Origin of the sequence: Bradyrhizobium sp. SPXBL-04, assembly GCF_051853035.1 — a bacterium.
Classification (GTDB): domain Bacteria; phylum Pseudomonadota; class Alphaproteobacteria; order Rhizobiales; family Xanthobacteraceae; genus Bradyrhizobium; species Bradyrhizobium zhanjiangense.
In genome coordinates, this window is record NZ_CP182472.1 from 6,094,880 (window position 1) to 6,110,980 (window position 16,101).

14 protein-coding genes are annotated in these 16,101 nt (G+C 64.2%); 3 read left to right on the forward strand and 11 right to left on the reverse strand.

Translation table 11 applies throughout. The annotated features are described in order from the left end of the window. The first annotated feature begins 393 nt into the window (after positions 1-393). Positions 394-1,851, forward strand: a complete 1,458-nt coding sequence (locus ACNJX8_RS28905) for a Spy/CpxP family protein refolding chaperone (protein WP_439357574.1) — start codon at positions 394-396, stop codon at positions 1,849-1,851. Positions 1,852-1,983: 132 nt separating this feature from the next. Further along, positions 1,984-3,096, forward strand: a complete 1,113-nt coding sequence (locus ACNJX8_RS28910) for an IS110 family transposase (RefSeq protein ID WP_128943091.1) — start codon at positions 1,984-1,986, stop codon at positions 3,094-3,096. A 229-nt stretch (positions 3,097-3,325) separates the two neighbouring features. Here ACNJX8_RS28910 and ACNJX8_RS28915 read toward each other — a convergent pair whose 3' ends face one another. The 11 genes from ACNJX8_RS28915 to ACNJX8_RS28965 all read right to left on the reverse strand — a co-directional run bounded on the left by ACNJX8_RS28915 (position 3,326) and on the right by ACNJX8_RS28965 (position 14,971). Further along, the gene (locus ACNJX8_RS28915; RefSeq protein ID WP_128943089.1) at positions 3,326-3,688 is read right to left on the reverse strand and encodes a hypothetical protein; all 363 of its coding nucleotides are present in this window, start codon (positions 3,686-3,688) and stop codon (positions 3,326-3,328) included. Then, complete coding sequence (locus tag ACNJX8_RS28920; RefSeq protein WP_439361995.1) at positions 3,685-4,791, reverse strand: IS5 family transposase; 1,107 nt, start codon at positions 4,789-4,791, stop codon at positions 3,685-3,687. Before ACNJX8_RS28920 ends, ACNJX8_RS28915 begins: the two co-directional genes overlap by 4 nt. 193 nt (positions 4,792-4,984) lie before the next feature. Then, positions 4,985-5,848 carry a sugar phosphate isomerase/epimerase family protein gene (locus ACNJX8_RS28925; RefSeq protein ID WP_439357575.1) on the reverse strand — a complete coding sequence of 288 codons (864 nt, stop codon included), beginning with the start codon at positions 5,846-5,848 and terminating at the stop codon, positions 4,985-4,987. Next, on the reverse strand, positions 5,848-7,053 hold the full coding sequence (locus ACNJX8_RS28930; protein ID WP_439357576.1) for a dihydrodipicolinate synthase family protein: 1,206 nt from the start codon (positions 7,051-7,053) through the stop codon (positions 5,848-5,850). Before ACNJX8_RS28930 ends, ACNJX8_RS28925 begins: the two co-directional genes overlap by 1 nt. Positions 7,054-7,218: 165 nt before the next feature. Then, entirely contained in the window at positions 7,219-8,370 is a 1,152-nt protein-coding gene (locus tag ACNJX8_RS28935) for a Gfo/Idh/MocA family protein (RefSeq protein WP_091891634.1), read from the reverse strand. Then, on the reverse strand, positions 8,367-9,764 hold the full coding sequence (locus ACNJX8_RS28940) for a hypothetical protein (RefSeq protein ID WP_439357577.1): 1,398 nt from the start codon (positions 9,762-9,764) through the stop codon (positions 8,367-8,369). The genes ACNJX8_RS28935 and ACNJX8_RS28940 overlap by 4 nt, the downstream gene beginning before the upstream one ends. Before the next feature lie 202 nt (positions 9,765-9,966). Further along, positions 9,967-10,797 (reverse strand): ABC transporter ATP-binding protein, encoded by an 831-nt coding sequence (locus ACNJX8_RS28945; protein ID WP_128937502.1) that lies wholly within the window; start codon positions 10,795-10,797, stop codon positions 9,967-9,969. Positions 10,798-10,811: 14 nt separating this feature from the next. Beyond that, positions 10,812-11,804, reverse strand: coding sequence for an ABC transporter substrate-binding protein (locus ACNJX8_RS28950; protein WP_164934645.1), 993 nt, complete (start codon positions 11,802-11,804; stop codon positions 10,812-10,814). Between the two features lie 74 nt (positions 11,805-11,878). Continuing rightward, on the reverse strand, positions 11,879-12,688 hold the full coding sequence (locus ACNJX8_RS28955; protein ID WP_128935141.1) for an ABC transporter permease: 810 nt from the start codon (positions 12,686-12,688) through the stop codon (positions 11,879-11,881). A gap of 486 nt (positions 12,689-13,174) precedes the next feature. Beyond that, a complete protein-coding gene (locus tag ACNJX8_RS28960) occupies positions 13,175-13,882 on the reverse strand; it encodes a TetR family transcriptional regulator (RefSeq protein ID WP_439357578.1) in 708 nt (235 codons plus the stop codon). Positions 13,883-14,122: 240 nt separating this feature from the next. Beyond that, entirely contained in the window at positions 14,123-14,971 is an 849-nt protein-coding gene (locus ACNJX8_RS28965) for a VOC family protein (protein ID WP_439357579.1), read from the reverse strand. Between the two features lie 219 nt (positions 14,972-15,190). On the opposite strand from ACNJX8_RS28965, the gene ACNJX8_RS28970 reads away from it, so the two are divergent. Beyond that, a complete protein-coding gene (locus tag ACNJX8_RS28970) occupies positions 15,191-16,084 on the forward strand; it encodes a sugar kinase (protein WP_128935144.1) in 894 nt (297 codons plus the stop codon). Positions 16,085-16,101: the final 17 nt, after the last annotated feature.

Here is a 16,101-nt window from a genome sequence, read left to right on the forward strand (position 1 = left end):
CGTCCGGCGGCGCCGCCAGCCATGGCGCGTCCCGCCGCGCCGGCATTCCATCCCCCGGCCATGTCGCAACGACCGGCCATGCCGCAACATTCGGCGCCGCATATCGCCGCACCGCCATCGCGCCCGACCCCGCATTTCGCTGCACCGCCGTCCCGCCCGACACCACATTTCGCTGCACCGCCGTCGCGGGCGGCGCCGCACGTGGCGGCTCCGCGGCCTGAAATCCATCGGGCGCCGGCAGCAACGCAGCGTCCGGCCATGGCACCCCAGCGGACGCCGCATATCGCCGCCCCCTCGCGCCCAAGTGCACCCCCGGCCGTGAGTGAGCGACCGGGACCGCCGCGCGAGACGCTGTCGCGCCAGTCCGCGGAACGCCAGGGCCGCATCGACCGCTTGCAGCAGCGCGTGCAGCAATTGCAGTCGCAAAAGCCACCAGAAGGCGCAAGGGCGCAACGCGAGCAACAGCGGTTGCTGCAGTCGCAGAGCCGGCTGCTTGAACGCGAGCAGCGAGTGCAACAGCGCGAGCAGCACGTCGAGCAGCGGCAGCGCGAGATGCTGTCGCGCCAGAGCACAGAACGGCAGACCCGCATCGACCGCTTGCAGCAGCGCGTCCAGCAACTGCAGTCGCAGAAGCCGGAAGGCCTGCGGGCGCAACGCGCGCAGGAGCAGATGCTGCAGACGCAGAACCGGCTGCTGCAGCGCGAACAGCGCTTGCAGCAAAGTGATCAGGCGCGCCTGCAGCGGTTGGGACCTGAGCCGACGACAGTTGGGCGAGCCGCCACGGCCGCCGCTGTGCAGGCCGCCGAGCGCGGGCGGTTTGCGGAGCGCTTCCGTGAGCAGGCCGCTCCGCAGACCCAAGCCGCCCTCCTCACTCGCCAGAGCGGCTGGGCTCCCCGGCAGGCCTGGCGTCACCGCCATCCCGCGGTATTCGTGGCGTGGCTTGGGCCGGTGTTCTGGCCATACGCTTACTCCGACATTTTTGACTACACGTTCTGGTCCTATGCTTATGAGCCCGGCTATTGGGCGTACGCGTATGACGACTTCGTCGACACCGTGTTCTGGGGCGGTGGCGGCCCCTATTCCGCCTTTGCCAGCACCACCCCGTATGACTATCCGCAAGCCGGCGGCGGTGGCCGCGCGCGTCCGCGCGCCAGCGTGAGCCCGCAAACGCTACAGCAATTGTGCGGCACGCCGGACAAGGGCATCACCGCTTGGCCGCTTGCCGATATCGCGAAAGCAGTGCAGCCCACGCCGGAGCAACGCGCGCTGCTCGACGAGTTGAAGACTGCGGCGGCCGAAGCTGCCGGTGTGTTCAAGGATTCCTGCGCGGAGACTTATGCACTGACGCCGCCTGGCCGCTTGCGCGCGATGATGAACCGCATCAGCGCGACGCTGGAAGCCGTCAAGATCGTGCGACCGGCGCTGGAGAAGTTCTACAACTCGCTCAGTGACGAACAGCAGGCCCGCTTCAACGCGCTCGGCCCCAATGTCGGCGACCGCTCGTCACAGCAGCAGCAAGCCAGTGCCGAGGGCTGCGGTGATCCCAAGTCCAGCCTGACCCAGTTGCCGATCCAGAGGATCGAGGCCGTGCTCCACCCCGCAGGCAAGCAGAAGGAGGCGCTCGACCGCCTGGGCGAAGCGACGGCGAAGGGCGTTCAGGACTTGCAGGCAGCCTGCCCGAACGATGTGCCGCTAACGCCGGTCGGACGGCTCGAGGCAATGCAGCGCCGGCTCGAGGCCATGCTGACGGCCGCCAAGCTGGTCGAACCTGCGCTGGACGAGTTCTACGCCACGCTGAGCAGCGAGCAGAAGGCGCGCTTCAACACGCTGCAACAGGTCGCAAGCCCGTGAGGGCAGCGCGCGCGTGACCTAGACCCTATGTTCGCCCTCTGAGGTGACGGGCGGCCCGCCCCGCGGCAAGCTCCTATCGAGGGTTGCGCCGGATGGTCCGGCGCCGAGCCTCAAGCATGGGGAGCGGGCCTGATGAACGATAGCATTTTCGTGGGGCTGGATGTGCACAAGGCGACGATTTCGGTTGCGGTGGCCGAAGGGATGCGCGGCGGGGAAGTTCGTAACTTCGGGATCATCCCCAATCACGCGGATCAGATCGACAAGCTGGCGAAGAAGCTTGGCAAGGGTGACCGGCAGGTAAGTTTTTGCTACGAAGCCGGACCCTGCGGATATGGCCTGCATCGCCAACTGACGGGACTGGGGCACAATTGCATCGTGGTAGCCCCCTCGCTGATCCCAATGAAGGCCGGGGATCGGATAAAAACCGACCGGCGCGATGCGGCGATGCTGGCCAAGCTGCACCGGAGCGGCGAGCTGACAGCGGTGTGGGTTCCGGATGCGGCGCATGAGGCCATGCGCGACTTGGTGAGAGCCCGCGCCACAGCGATGCGTGTGCTCGGCAAGGCGCGGCAACATCTCCAAGGCTTCCTGCTGCGGCATGGGCGCATCTATGCCGGGAAGAAGGGGTGGACCCTGGCTTATCGTCGCTGGCTCACCACGGTGCGCTTCGATCACCCGGCAAGCCAAATCGTTCTGCAGGACTACATTCATGCCATGACCGACGCTGAGGCCCGTGTGGATTGCTTGACCAAGCGGATCGAAGAGCTGGCGCCACAATGGTCGATGACGCCATTCGTTGAGGCCGTGCAGGCCATGCGCGGCGTCGCCTTCATCGTTGCCGTGACGGTGGTTGCTGAGGTCGGCGACTTCTCCCGCTTCGACAATCCCCGCCAGTTGATGGCCTTTCTCGGTCTCGTGCCGTCGGAGCATTCGAGCGGCGCCACCATCCGACGCGGCGGCATCACCAAGGCTGGCAACGCTCTGGCCAGGCGGGCTCTGATCGAGGGGGCATGGACCTATCGCATGCAAGCCCGCGTCAGTCGCAAGCTCCATGACCGTAACGAGCGTCTGCCACAAGCTATCCGCGATATCGCCTGGAAGGCCCAGGTCAGGCTGTGCGCCCGCTATCGCCGCTTGTCGGCGAGCGGCAAACCTAAGGTGATCGTCACCACCGCCATTGCACGCGAGATGGTCGGCTTCCTGTGGGCGATCACTCGCCAAGTACAACTCGGGCCGGCCGCCTGAAGAGCGCTGCTCGACCATATCGGTGCCCAGGGCAGGAGGCAGGGCGCGGTGGGGAATCCTCGTGGCCTGTTATGAGCCGGCATCGCCGACGCTCGCCCCCTAGACCGAGGCAGCCCCAAGACGAAACCACGGTCATGCGGTACCCAACCCGCGCATGAGAGCTTGATCAACCGTCGTCTTTGGCTCTGCCTCCTACCGTGGGCACCTTCGAAGTCCAGCGTCCGGGCGCTCAGCCGGAAGCGGCTCCGCTTGATCGAGTCCCTTGACAGCAAACATGAGAGCAGGCTGTTGAAGAAGTAGCCAATCGGCGGGCGATAAAAGGAATGTCGTCGCCGCCTTCGAGGCATATCTTACCTTCGAGCGAGCCATCGGCGAGCTCTTCTGCCCAACCACGGCCTTTTGCGGGCTCCATCTCGTCGTTGCCATCCCATGTGAACTCGACGGCATCGCCTTCGCAACGGCCGTATATTGCCCCGGTGAGACAATCCAGGGCGAACTCGCCACCGTCGTTTGTGAACAGGATGTAAGAGCCCGACCCGGCCATGTCGTGATCGGGCGTTTCCACGACGCGCCATTTGCCCCGCACGCTCATAGCTGCACCGCCAGCAGCTTGGGCAGGCGGATCAGATTGTAGGCGGCAAGCGCCAACGTAAAGACGGCGTCCACACGCTCGCGCCCTCGCAGCTTTACCTTGGCCAGACCGGCGGAACTCTTGATCCATCCGAACACTTCCTCAATCCGCTTGCGGCAGCGTTGGCTGATCTCGTAGCCGGCATGGCGGGTGGAGCGGGCATCGACCGCCGTCTTGCGCGGGACGCCTGTCTTGCTGAGGTGTCCGTCGATTGCGATGTGCGGCGTCACCGATCGTTCTCTCAAGTCGTGCACGAACTGCGTAACGTCATAAGCCTTGTCCGCGCCGAGCGTGACCCGCCGGCCTCTGGGATGGCAATTATCAATCAACGCCAGCGCTGTCTCTCGTTCGGCCGTACCGGTGGCCTGGCTGACAATGCCGCCGACCGCCAAACCATGGCGATTTTCCATCAGAGCATGCCCCATGTAGCAGAGCTTGGCCGGCTGCCCATCGCCCTTCTTGTACAGCCGAGCCTCCGGATCGGTGGTGCTTTGGTGCGTCTTGTTTGAACGCTTCTCCTTGTGGAAGCTGCGCTCAGCGTTACGTCCCGGCCCCCCACTGTCGTTGTCGCCTCCATCCCTTCTGCGGAAGCTCTTGATCGAAGCCCACGCCTCAATCAGCGTGCCGTCCACCGAGAAGTGGTCGCTCGACAATAGCCGCTTCACTTTCGGCTGAGCCATTACCGCGGAGAGGAACTTAGCGGCGATCTCACCCTCTAGCAGCCGGTCGCGGTTCTTGGAAAAGGTCGAGTGGTCCCACACCGGATCGTCCACGCCAAGACCGACAAACCAGCGGAACAACAGCTCGAACTCCAGCCGCTCCATCAATTGTCGTTCCGAGCGGATGCCATAGAACGCCTGCAACAACATCGCCCGAAGCAGCCTCTCCGGTGCAATCGAGGGTCGGCCAAAGTCCGTGTAAAGCCCCGCAAATGCCTTCGATAGATCGTCCAGCGCAGCGTTCACAATCTCTCGGATCTTCCGTAAGGCGTGATCCGGGCGAACCCGCGCTTCAAGATCCACGTAACTGAAGAGCGATCCAGACCGCTCGTCCGATCCCCGCATCATGGCCTCCCGATTCAACTATCGAGAGAATCACGTCCACTGCCATCCCGCCAGAGACTTCTTCAACAGCCTGCTAGAGCACTATCGGTTCTGATTGAATCAGAACCGGCGCTCTAGATTTTTGTTTTGACGCGTTTTCTTCACGCGAACCGGTATCCACTTCGCTCGAATATCCACTTCGCTCGAAAACGCTTTACACCACCGTCTTATGCCGCGCGATGCAGGTGCGCAGCACCTCGTCCATCGGCTTGGCCCACCAGTCATTGGAGAAGATTTCGATCTCCGAATAGCCGGCAAAGCCCTGTGCTTCGACCGCTTGACGCACCGATTTGATGTCGATGACGCCGTCGCCCATCATGCCGCGGTCGTTGAGGATGTCCTTGGTCGGCACCATCCAATCGCAGACGTGGAAGGCGAGCAGGCGATCTTGGCCGGCGCGCGCGATCTGCCCCATCAGCTCCGGGTCCCACCAGATGTGATAGACGTCGAGCGCGACGCCGAGCATGCCGCTGCGGCCGGGGTCGAGCCGGTCGCAGATGTCGAGCGCCTGTTTTGTGGTGTTCACGCAGGCGCGGTCGGCTGCATAGGCCGGATGCAACGGCTCGATCGCCAGCGGCAGGTCTGCCTGTCTGGCGTAGTCGAGCATCTCGACGAGCGCTTCCTCGACCTGCCCCCGCGCTGCGGCGATGTCCTTCGACGCCTCGCTGCCCGGCCGCGAATATTGCGGCAGGCCGCCGACGACAAGCACGATGCAGGGCGCGCCGAGCGCCTTGGCTTCATCGACGCAGCGGCGGTTGTCGTCGCGCACTTCGCTCCGACGCGACGCATCCGAAGTAAACATACCGCCGCGGCAATAGCCTGAGAGATCGAGACCGGCATCGCGCACCGCGCGTGCGGCACGGTCGAGACCGACGGCGGCAACCTGGTCGCGCCAGGGATCGATGGCGCGGATGCCTTGCCTGCCACAGGCTTCAATGATTTCGACGAGGTCACCCTGCTTGCGGACCGTCGCCGTGTTCAGCGACAGCCAGCGATGGTCGGACGAAAAATCGCGCATCAGTCTTCCAGTCCGTGCGAGGCCAGCACAGTCTTCATCCGCTGTGTCGCCAGTTCCGGATTGGCGAGCAGGCCGGCCTGATCGGCCAGACGGAACAACTCGGCCAGATGCAACATCGAGCGCGCGCTCTCCTGGCCGCCGACCATGGTGAAGTGGTCCTGGTGGCCGTTGAGATACGCCATGAACACCACGCCCGTCTTGTAGAAGCGCGTCGGCGCCTTGAAGATGTGGCGCGACAACGGCACGGTCGGCCCCAGCACGTCATGGAAGCCGGCTTCGTCGCCGGCTGCCAGCCGCGACAGCGCGTAGGAGGCTGCCGGCGCGATCGCATCGAAGATGCCGAGCAGCGCATGCGAAAAGCCTTGATCGTCGCCGGCGATCAGCTCTGCATAGTTGAAATCGTCGCCGGTGTACATCTTGATGCGCTTGTCGAGCCGGCGGCGCATGTCGATCTCACGCTGCTTGTCGAGCAGCGACACCTTGACGCCGTCAACGTTGGCGGCGTTGCCGTTGATGATGGCCGTGGCCGTATCCATCGCCTTGTCGAGATCCTTGGTGCCCCAATATCCCGTCAGCGCCGGATCGAACATGTCGCCGAGCCAGTGAATGATCACGGGCTCCCGAACCTGCGACAGCACGCGGTCGTAGACCTTTGCGTAGTCGTCGGCGTTGCGGCCGAGTTTGGCGAGCGCACGCGAGGCCATCAGGATGATGCGGCCGCCGGCCTTCTCGACTGCCGAGATCTGCTCCTCATAAGCGCGGATCACGTCGTCGAGGCTCTTGGCATCCTCGACTGCGAGGTGGTCCGTGCCGGCTCCGGAGAACACCAGCGCGTTGCGGCGCTTTGCGGCAGACACCGATCGCGTGATCAGCTCCAGCGAGGTCGGCCAGTCCAGCCCCATGCCGCGCTGCGCGGTGTCCATCGCTTCGGCGACGCCAAGGCCGAGGTCCCAGACGTGCTCGCGGAAGGCGATGGTCTTGTCCCAGTCGACAGCGACCGAAAGCCAGGGATCATTGTCCGCGAAGGGATCGGCCACCGTGTGCACGGCCGAGAAGGCGATGCGGTTCAGCGGCCCCTCGAGCTTTGCGGGGAACGTGCGCGAGGCCGCGAGCCGATAGGTCTCGATCGACCGGTCGGCCTTCGGCAATTTTAGCGACAATGACGACTTTGAAGGGACAGGCTTGGGCTGGACGGGCTTGTTCATGACTTCGAACCTCTCCTCATCATTGCGAGCGAAGCGAAGCAATCCAGGATGCCTCCGCGGCAACAATCTGGATTGCTTCGTCGCCAGCGCAAAATTGCTTCGCAATTTTGTCGCGGGCTCCTCGCAATGACGGCTTAGTAGACATCGGGGCTTATCCAATAGACCTCAGGCCTTGATCGGGGCGACGTCGATCCAGCGCCGCTCCTTCCAGCTCTTCAGCGCGCATTCGGCGAGCTGCACGCCCTTGGCGCCTTCGAGCAGCGTGAACTTGTAAGGAGCATCCTCGTAGACGTGACGGATGAACATCTCCCACTGCTCCTTGAAACCGTTGTCGTAGGTGACGTTGTCGGGCATCTTCTGCCAGTCGCCGTAGAAATCGTGCAGCCGCTTCTCGTCGGGATTCCACACCGGACGGGGCGTCGCCTGCCGCGCCTGGATCATGCAGTCGGTGAGCCCTGCGACCGCCGAGCCCAGCGTGCCGTCGACCTGAAAGGTGACGAGGTCGTCGCGATAGACCCGCGTCACCCAGGACATGTTGATGTGGGCGATGACACCGCCCTTGAGCTGGAACGTCGCGTAAGCCGAGTCGTCCGCGGTCGCCTTGTATTTCTTGCCCTGCTCGTCGTAGCGCTCGGGAATATCGGTGTTGCCGATGCAGCTCACGCTCTCGACTTCTCCGAACAGGTTGTCGAGCACATAGCGCCAGTGGCAGACCATGTCCAAAATGATGCCGCCGCCGTCCTCGTCGCGGTAGTTCCAGGACGGCCGCTGCGCCTCCTGCCAGCCGCCTTCGAACACCCAATAGCCGAACTCGCCGCGCACCGAGAGGATGCGGCCGAAGAAGCCGGAGTCGCGCAGGAAAGCAATCTTCTTCAGGCCGGGCAGGAACAGCTTGTCCTGCACCGTGCCGTGCTTGACGCCCTTGGCGTTGGCGAGCTTCACGACCTCGACGGCTTCCTCGAAGTTCGTCGCGATCGGCTTCTCGCAATAGACGTGCTTGCCGGCATTGATCGCCTGGGTCAGGAGGCCGGGTCGGGCCTGCGTGGTCGCGGCGTCGAAGAACATGGTGTCGTTCTTGTCGGCGAGCGCGGCATCCAGATCAGTGGTCCAGCGCGTGATGTTGTAGCGTTTGGCCAGAGCTTCGACCTTCTCGGCGCTGCGGCCGACCAGGATCGGATCGGGCATGACGCGGTCGCCGTTCTTCAAGCGGACGCCGCCCTGCTCGCGGATCGCGACGATCGAGCGGATCAGATGCTGGTTGAGCCCCATGCGGCCGGTGATGCCGTTCATGATGAGGCCGAGGCGCTGGGTGGTCATGACAATTGCTCCTGAAGTGATTTTGGCTGTTCGAGCGGGCGGAGCGCCGACCAGTCCGGATGGACCGAGCTGGCGAAGCCCGCAGCATGAAGCGATCCCGTCCGGAGATCGCCGTCGTGAATGGACAGCCGGATGCCCTGTCCGGCATCGGCATAGAGATCGGGATGCGCGGCGGCGAAGGCCTGCGCTTCTGCGGCCGGCGTGTCGCCGAAGCCGTCGACATAGTGATGGCCGTTCCGCTCCGCGTGGGTGACGCCGATCAGGGCACCGAGCGCGAGATCCTGCTGCACGGCAAGGCCGGCCTGGCAGGTCAAATCCTCACCGGTCACAAAGAACGTCTCGCCTTCCGCGCTCCATCTCGCCGCGCGCGTGGCATTGATGATGGACTTGTAGAGGCCCTTGCAGGATTTCGATGAGATGCCGCGATAGCCGAGCGCCCGCGCTGCCCGGAAGGCGTCATAGGAATCATCCGCTTCGTCGATGATGAAGCCACGTGTGGCCAGCGAGCCCAACGGCGACTGCCTTGTGATGTCGCGCGGCATCGGCTGCTCGACATAGAGCAGGCGCTTGGCGATCGGCCGCAACGCGGCGTCATGATCGAGTCGAGCCATCAGCGCCTGCAGCGCCGCGAGATCGGCGTACTGCTCGTTGGCATCGAGCGTCACCTTGTAACCAAGTCCCAACGTCTCGAGCTCCTTGCCGATCCGCGCCAGCCGCGCTGCATCGACTGCGGGATCTCCCGAGAGCTTGAGCTTGAAATAGCGAGCACCGGCGTTCTCGCGGGGATCGGCAACACCGCCCTCACCTTCCATCGCATCATCAAGTCCGACGGTATGCCTGATGGCAACACGCTCCAGCCGCGTCCGGCCGGAGAGAAACGTCCTGATGTCCCTCTCGCTCAGGTCAGGCGACAGCCGCGCATCGATGCCCGCGATGTTAGCGGCCATCCCGTCGAAAAAGCTGGTCTCGGCAGCGCGCAGCAGCGCATCGAGGATCGCCTTGTCGATCTCGGCTGGACCGTAAGCCGCTGCAAGCGCGGGAATGTTCTTCTTCGCACAAGTCGCAACCTGCGCACCGATGCACGCGGCATGCAGATCGAACGCCGTCAGATATCCAGTCCGCGCCAGATAAAGACCGCGTGCGATCTGGAGCGAGCGACGCAGGCCATCGACCGTCTGCGCCGGCGACAGCTCCGGGCGCTTGTCGAACCACTTTGGCACCAGCAGTTCCGCACTGGCGCCAACTGCAACGCCCCTGCCCTCGACCTCGATCTCGGCCCGCACGAACAGCTGCGGCGTCGCGTTGATGGTAATCGCGCCAAAGCGGAACGGCCGCGCAAACTGCACGGGACGTTCGAAGAAGGCGATGTCTCGCAGCTTCAGGCGCGGCGCCATGGTGCTACTTGGCTCCGGAGGTGTGGCCGCGGGCGCCGTGCACCTCCCGCTTGCGGGAGAGGTCGGCGCGCAGCGCCGGGTGAGGGTTCTCTCCTCTTGGGGGTTTCCCGCTGCGGAGACACCCTCTCCCCAACCCTCCCCCGCAGGCGGGGGAGGGAGCGCACCGTCGCCGCGGTTACAGCCCGACTCAATCGCATTGCCCTTAGTCCAATGCACCTTGCGAGAAGAAATGCTTGCGGATGCGCTGCACGAGCTCGGTGAACACCGGGTCAGCCATCACGTCGAGCGAGCGCGGGCGCGGCAGCGGCACGTCGTAGATCGCGGCGACCGCGCCGGGACGCTCGGTCATGACCAGCACGCGGTCGGCGAGGAACACCGCCTCCGGAATCGAATGCGTGATCAACAGCACCGTTTTCTTGGTCTCGCGCTGGATCCGCATCAGCTCGACGTTCATGCGTTCGCGCGTCAGCGCATCGAGTGCGCCGAACGGCTCGTCCATCAGCATGATCTTGGGATCGTGCACCAGCGCGCGGCAGATCGAGGCGCGCTGCTGCATGCCGCCGGAGAGCTGCCAAGGCAGCTTCTTCTCGAAGCCTTCGAGCCCGACCAGCTTCAGCAGCGACTTGGCGCGGTCGAGATATTGCTGCCGCGGCAGCCGCTTCATGTCGATCGGCAGCATCACGTTGTTGAGGATGTTGCGCCAGGGCAGCAGCAACGCGTTCTGGAACACGATGCCGACATTGCCGTGCGGCTTCGTCACCTTCTCGCCCTCGACCAGGACCTCGCCCGTGGTCGGCGGCAGCAATCCCGAGATCAGCTTGAGCAGCGTGGACTTGCCGCAGCCGCTTGGGCCGACCACGACGAAGAACTCGCCGTCATTGATATGGAAATCGAGCGGCCGTAGCGACGGCACATCGCCGTCGCGCGTCCGGTAGGTTTTTGACACGCCGGACAGCTTGATGCCCGACGCATCGCCGGCAGCCCGGTCGCTCACCAGTCTCAGATGCGCGGCCGGCTGGACGGTTTCGCTCATTACGGTCGCTGATTTCACGAGCCACTCTTCGGCAGATAGTCGTTGGTGTAGAACGCCTTCGGGTTCTCCTTGGCCTTGGCGTCGAGGCCGCCATATTCGACCAGCAGATTGACGGTCTCGCTCATGTTCTGATCGGTGACCTGGAACGGCCGCTTGCTCTTGGTCTCCGCGGTCCGGTAGAGCGGGATGGTCAGCTCAAAACCCTGGGTCAGCGTATCGATCTTGCCGCCCTTCGGGTTGGCATCGAGGATCGATTGCGCCGCGGCCTTCGGCTCCTTCTCGGCGGCTTCGACCGCCTTGGTCGTCGCCGACATGAAGCGGCGGACCAGATCGGCATTGGCCTTCACATAGTCGGTGTTGGCGATGATGCCTGACGAAACCATGTTAATGCCGTAATCGGCGAACTTGATCGGATAGACGTCCTTGCCGGTGGCGTCCTTGATCTTCATCGACTGGTCCATGACGTAGCCGAGCAGGAGATCAGCCTGGCCATTGATGACGGCGTTGAGCTTGGTCTGGCCGTCTCCGGCGACTGTTTTGAAGTCGCTCTCCTTCAGGCCGGTCTTCTTCAGGAACAGCGGCCAGATCTGGGTCATGGAATCGGCCGGCGTGATCGCCACCGTCTTGCCCTTGATGTCCTCCGGCTTCCTAATGTTCTTGTCGACGAAGCCCATCGCGGACATCGGGCTGGTCTGGAGCAGCACGCCGGTCGCGACCACCGGCGCGCCCTTGATCGCGGCGCGCATCATGGTGGGAACGTCGACATAGCCGAAATCCGCAGTCTTGGCGGCGACGGCTTGCGTGGTCGCAGCCGAGCCGCGGCCTTCCTGGATCTCGAGATCGATGCCCTCGGCGGCGTAGATGCCCTTGGCCTTGCCGTAATAGAACGGCGCGTGCTCGCCATAGACGTACCAGTTCAGCATCAGCACGACCTTGTCGGCCGCCTGCGCCGGCATCGCCGCAAGCACCATCAGCGCCGCCGAGACGACTCCTATCCACCGCTTCATTGTCACTCTCCCTTGCCCTTATTGCGTCGACCGTTGGCGGCCGCTCGTTGCTTCACTTCAGAGCCTGAAAATACTTAAGAGGCGAAAATCACGTCTTCGCGCTGGCTGACATGCCAGGGGATGATCAGCTTCTCGATGCGGTCCACGATCCAGAACAGGACCACGCCGAGCAGCGCCAGGATCACGAGGGCCGCAAACATCGTCGGCAGGTCGAAGGTGCCGATCGAGCGCTGCATCACGTAGCCGATGCCGGAATTGGAGCCGACGAACTCGCCGACGACGGCGCCGACCACGGCAAGGGTCACCGAGACTTTGAGACCGGAGAAGATCGCCGGCAGCGCATGCGGCAGGTTCACCGCGCGGAACACCTGAAAGCGGCTGCCCTGCATGGCGCGGGCGAGATCGACCATATCAGGATCGACCGATTTGAAGCCCTGCACGGCCGACACCACCACAGGAAAGAAGCCGAGCAGGAAGGCCGAGATCACCTTCGGGATGATGCCAAAGCCGAACCACACCACGAACAGCGGCGCGATCGCGATCTTCGGCACGGACTGCGAGAACACCAGCAGCGGATAGACATAGCTCTCCACCGTCTTCGACCCCGCGATCAGCATGGCGACGGGAATGCCGAATAGCGCCGACAGCAGGAATCCGCACACGGTCGCATAAGTGGTCGGCCACGACTGGCGCAAGAGCTCCGGCCATTCAGTGCGCAGCACCGCAACGACATCGGCGGGCGACGGGATCTGGTAGGCGGGAATCTTGAACAGCCGGATTGCGAGATCCCAGGCGACCACGATGAAGACCAGGAACAAGAACGGCCGAACCCAGGCCGCATTCAGCATCTTGGACACCGCACTCTGCGGCTTCAACTCAGCCACGTCTCACTCCCGGCATTCTTCTTCGTTACGAGGAGAAATTAACCCGTTGGATAAATACTGTCCAGCCCTTTCCCTGTGACGTTTTGCGGCGGGTTCCGGGCGTTTGGGATCATGCAGCTCGCCAAACCAGCAGTGTCGTCCCGGCGAAGGCCGGGACCCATAGCCACAGGGGGAAATTTGGCGAAGGCTGGTCGTTCGGGATTGGCACTAAACACAGCCGAGAGTTCACGCGGTATGGGTCCCGGCCTTCGCCGGGACGACGATGAGGAGGCATATTCGCGCCGCACTCTCGGTGTCATTCCCCGCCACCGGGTCTCGCCTTCGGCGAGCCCGATGACAGGCTCCGGCGGGGAATCCAGTACGCCGCGGCTTATCGGTTCAATCTCAACCGCCTCTGGAATACGGGATTGCCCGCCTGCGCGGGCAATGACGGCGGAGATTGAGGAAACAGCTGGCGCGACGTCGACCAGCGCGCGAACCGCAGCGCTAAACCGTCTGCACCACGCTCGCGCGCGACTTCGGCGCCTTGGCGAGCTCGAACAGGGCGGCGGACTGCCCCGTCAGGGCGGCGAGCACGAGGCCGACCATGTGCGCGAGGCGCTCGTCCTTGGCGTCCTTGGCGAGCAGATCGCGGCCGAAGATCACGCTGAGCGTCGCCGAGTTGGAGAGGTAGAAGAAGCAGAGTCCCGCGATCGAGATGTAGAGCTGCACCGGATCGACCGCGACCTGGAAATCGCCACTGTCGACGCCGCGGCGCACCACGGTGCGGATCATCTCGACGAAGGGCGAGTGCATCGACTTGACCTTGGTCGACTTCTTCAGGTGCTTTGCACGCGCGAGGTTCTCGGTCTGCAGCAGCGACAGGAATTCTGGATTGCGCAGGAAGTAATTCCAGGTGAACTCGATCAGGCGGCGGATGGCCTCGGGCGGGTCGAGATGTTCGAGGTCGAGCCCCCGCTCCTCGCTGCGGATCTTGTCGTAGGCGCCTTCGAGCACGGTGAGATAGAGCTCGTCCTTGTTGCCGACGTGGTAGTACAGCATGCGCTTGTTGGCGCCGGCCTTGGCGGCGATGCGGTCGACGCGCGCGCCGGCGAGGCCATGGGCGGAGAATTCCTGCTTGGCGGCTTCGAGAATGCGCAGCCGCATCCCCTCGGGGTCGCGCTGCCATTTCAGAGTTCGCTTTGCCTTCGCCAAACCGGTTGCTCGCTGGGTGCTGCCGGTATGCATGTAACACGCGGCCGGGCCGCCGCATAGTTTCGTCATTGCGAGGGCAACGGCGGAAGCTAAGCAGGCAGCTTCGTAGGGTGGGCAAAGGCGCGTTTGCGCCGTGCCCACGTCTTTCATCAAGTCGCCAAAACGTGGGCACGCTCCGCTTTGCCCACCCTACAGGAGTCTTCGTCGCATCCGCACAATGACGACGGAAAGACCGGCTCCCTACTCCACCGGCTTCGGCGAGCGCTCCAGCAGCACGGTCTGGATGCCGCAGGTGCCGTTCCGCACTGTCATCACCCTCGTGCCCGGCTTGCGGCCGTTGCGGACCTCCGAGACGTCGAGGCCGCCAGCGATCAGGCGGGCGCGGGTGGCGTCGATGTCGGCGACGCGCCAGCTCAGGCCCCAGAGCCGGTCGTGCGCGGGATCGCCGCCCGCCACCGGGCGGCGCACCACCTCGACGATGAGATCGCCGCAGCGGAAGAACATCAGCTGGCCCCAATCCTGGTGGGAGCGGTCGAGCGCCAGATCGAGCCCGAGCCGCGCGCCATAGAGCGCGGCGGCGCGCTCGGAATCCTCCGTCGTGATCACGACGTGATCGAGCGCGTCGATCGGTGCGATGTCGGTCGCGATCGACTTGGGCCGCTCGTCGGCGAGCTCGAGGAAGAACATGCGCACGCCGCGCGTGAGCTCCGTGGCGGCACGCGTGCGCTTCCAGTGCAGCACCGCATCGGATGCGGCATCGCTGCTTTCGACCTCCGCGACCGGATCCGGCCTCAACGCCACGCGCTCCAGCCGGCGGTGCATCTTGCTCATGTCTGCGACACGAAAGCACAGGCTCGCGAGCACGCCCTCCTGGTCGTCGAGCAGCGCGCGCATGCGGTCGGCGGTGACGCTGAAGCCGCTCGGCGCCATCAATTCGATCGTCATGTTGTCGAGGGTGAACAGCACCCGGTCAGCGCCTTCGCCGGAATTCTGCCAGGCCGGCGCGCGGGCGAGCAGCGTCTGATAGGCCGCCTTGGCCGCACCGATATCCCTGACCAGAGCGACGACGTGATCGAGGCCGGTGATCATCTTCCCCCCTTTTTGACCGCCCCTTGTCGACCCGGAACCAAGGCCGAAAAACGGCGTTTGTCCGGGCTTGGCATTTCCCTGTCATGGTCGTATTCCCCCACCATGCTGACCTCAAGCGCTTCGGGCGGCAGTCTTGCGAATATTTTCAGCGATCCCTCGGCGGAACCGGTGTTAGAGTAGGCGTGCCGGCCGGGACCACAAGCGCATCACGGACAAGCAATGCAGGCTCTCTTCATCGGACAGACCTATATCGACGTCGTCTTCATCACCGACCACATGCCGACCGGCGACGAGAAGCACGTGGCTTCGGACTACGCGGTTTCCTTCGGCGGCAACGCGGTGACGGCGGCGTTCTGCTGCGCCAAGCTCGGCATCGTGCCCGATCTCATCGCCACCGCCGCCAATGACTGGCTGGGGCGGATGTTCCAGGACATGTGCGCAAAATACGCGATCTCGCTGCACGCGCGGAAGGTGAAGCAGTCCTCGCTCTCCTTCATCATGCCGAAGGACGGCAAGCGTGCCATCGTCCGTTGCCGCGACGATGAGCACATTCATCCGTTCCCGATGCTCAATCTCGGCGGCTGCCGCGCGCTGCACGTCGACGGCCACCAGCCGGATGCGGCGATCCATTACGCCAAGGTCTGCCGCGAGGCCGGCATCCTGACCTCGCTCGACGGCGGCGGGCTGCGCACCAACACCCACGAGCTGCTGGAATATATCGACGTCGCGATCGTCGCCGAGCGGCTGTGCGAGCAGATGGACCTGACGCCGGAGAAAATGCTCGATTACCTCAAGAGCCGCGGCTGCAAGATCGGCGGCGTCACCATGGGCGAGAAGGGCCTGTTCTGGTATGACGAGACCGGGACGGTGCAGGTGATGCCGGCGATGCCGATCCCGCGCGAGCGCGTGATCGACACCAACGGCGCCGGCGACGTCTTCCACGGCGCCTATGTCTATTCCTACCTCGCCCATCCCGGCAAAAGCTGGCGCGAGCATTTTGATTTTGCCCGCGCCGCATCGACCTACAAGATCCAGCGCCTCGGCAACGAGGCCGGCCTGCCGACGCTCGTCGACATCGCCAAGGTCAGGCACGAATTCGAGGTCAGGGTCTAGCGTTCGGAAGGGTGTGT

Coding starts and splice junctions, on each gene's coding strand:
- ACNJX8_RS28910 (WP_128943091.1), top strand. CDS start 1,984: ATGAACGATAGCATTTTCGTGGGGCTGGATGTGCACAAGGCGACGATT.
- ACNJX8_RS28915 (WP_128943089.1), bottom strand. CDS start 3,688: ATGAGCGTGCGGGGCAAATGGCGCGTCGTGGAAACGCCCGATCACGAC.
- ACNJX8_RS28920 (WP_439361995.1), bottom strand. CDS start 4,791: ATGCGGGGATCGGACGAGCGGTCTGGATCGCTCTTCAGTTACGTGGAT.
- ACNJX8_RS28925 (WP_439357575.1), bottom strand. CDS start 5,848: ATGCGCGATTTTTCGTCCGACCATCGCTGGCTGTCGCTGAACACGGCG.
- ACNJX8_RS28930 (WP_439357576.1), bottom strand. CDS start 7,053: ATGAACAAGCCCGTCCAGCCCAAGCCTGTCCCTTCAAAGTCGTCATTG.
- ACNJX8_RS28935 (WP_091891634.1), bottom strand. CDS start 8,370: ATGACCACCCAGCGCCTCGGCCTCATCATGAACGGCATCACCGGCCGC.
- ACNJX8_RS28940 (WP_439357577.1), bottom strand. CDS start 9,764: ATGGCGCCGCGCCTGAAGCTGCGAGACATCGCCTTCTTCGAACGTCCC.
- ACNJX8_RS28945 (WP_128937502.1), bottom strand. CDS start 10,797: ATGAGCGAAACCGTCCAGCCGGCCGCGCATCTGAGACTGGTGAGCGAC.
- ACNJX8_RS28950 (WP_164934645.1), bottom strand. CDS start 11,804: ATGAAGCGGTGGATAGGAGTCGTCTCGGCGGCGCTGATGGTGCTTGCG.
- ACNJX8_RS28965 (WP_439357579.1), bottom strand. CDS start 14,971: ATGATCACCGGCCTCGATCACGTCGTCGCTCTGGTCAGGGATATCGGT.
- ACNJX8_RS28970 (WP_128935144.1), top strand. CDS start 15,191: ATGCAGGCTCTCTTCATCGGACAGACCTATATCGACGTCGTCTTCATC.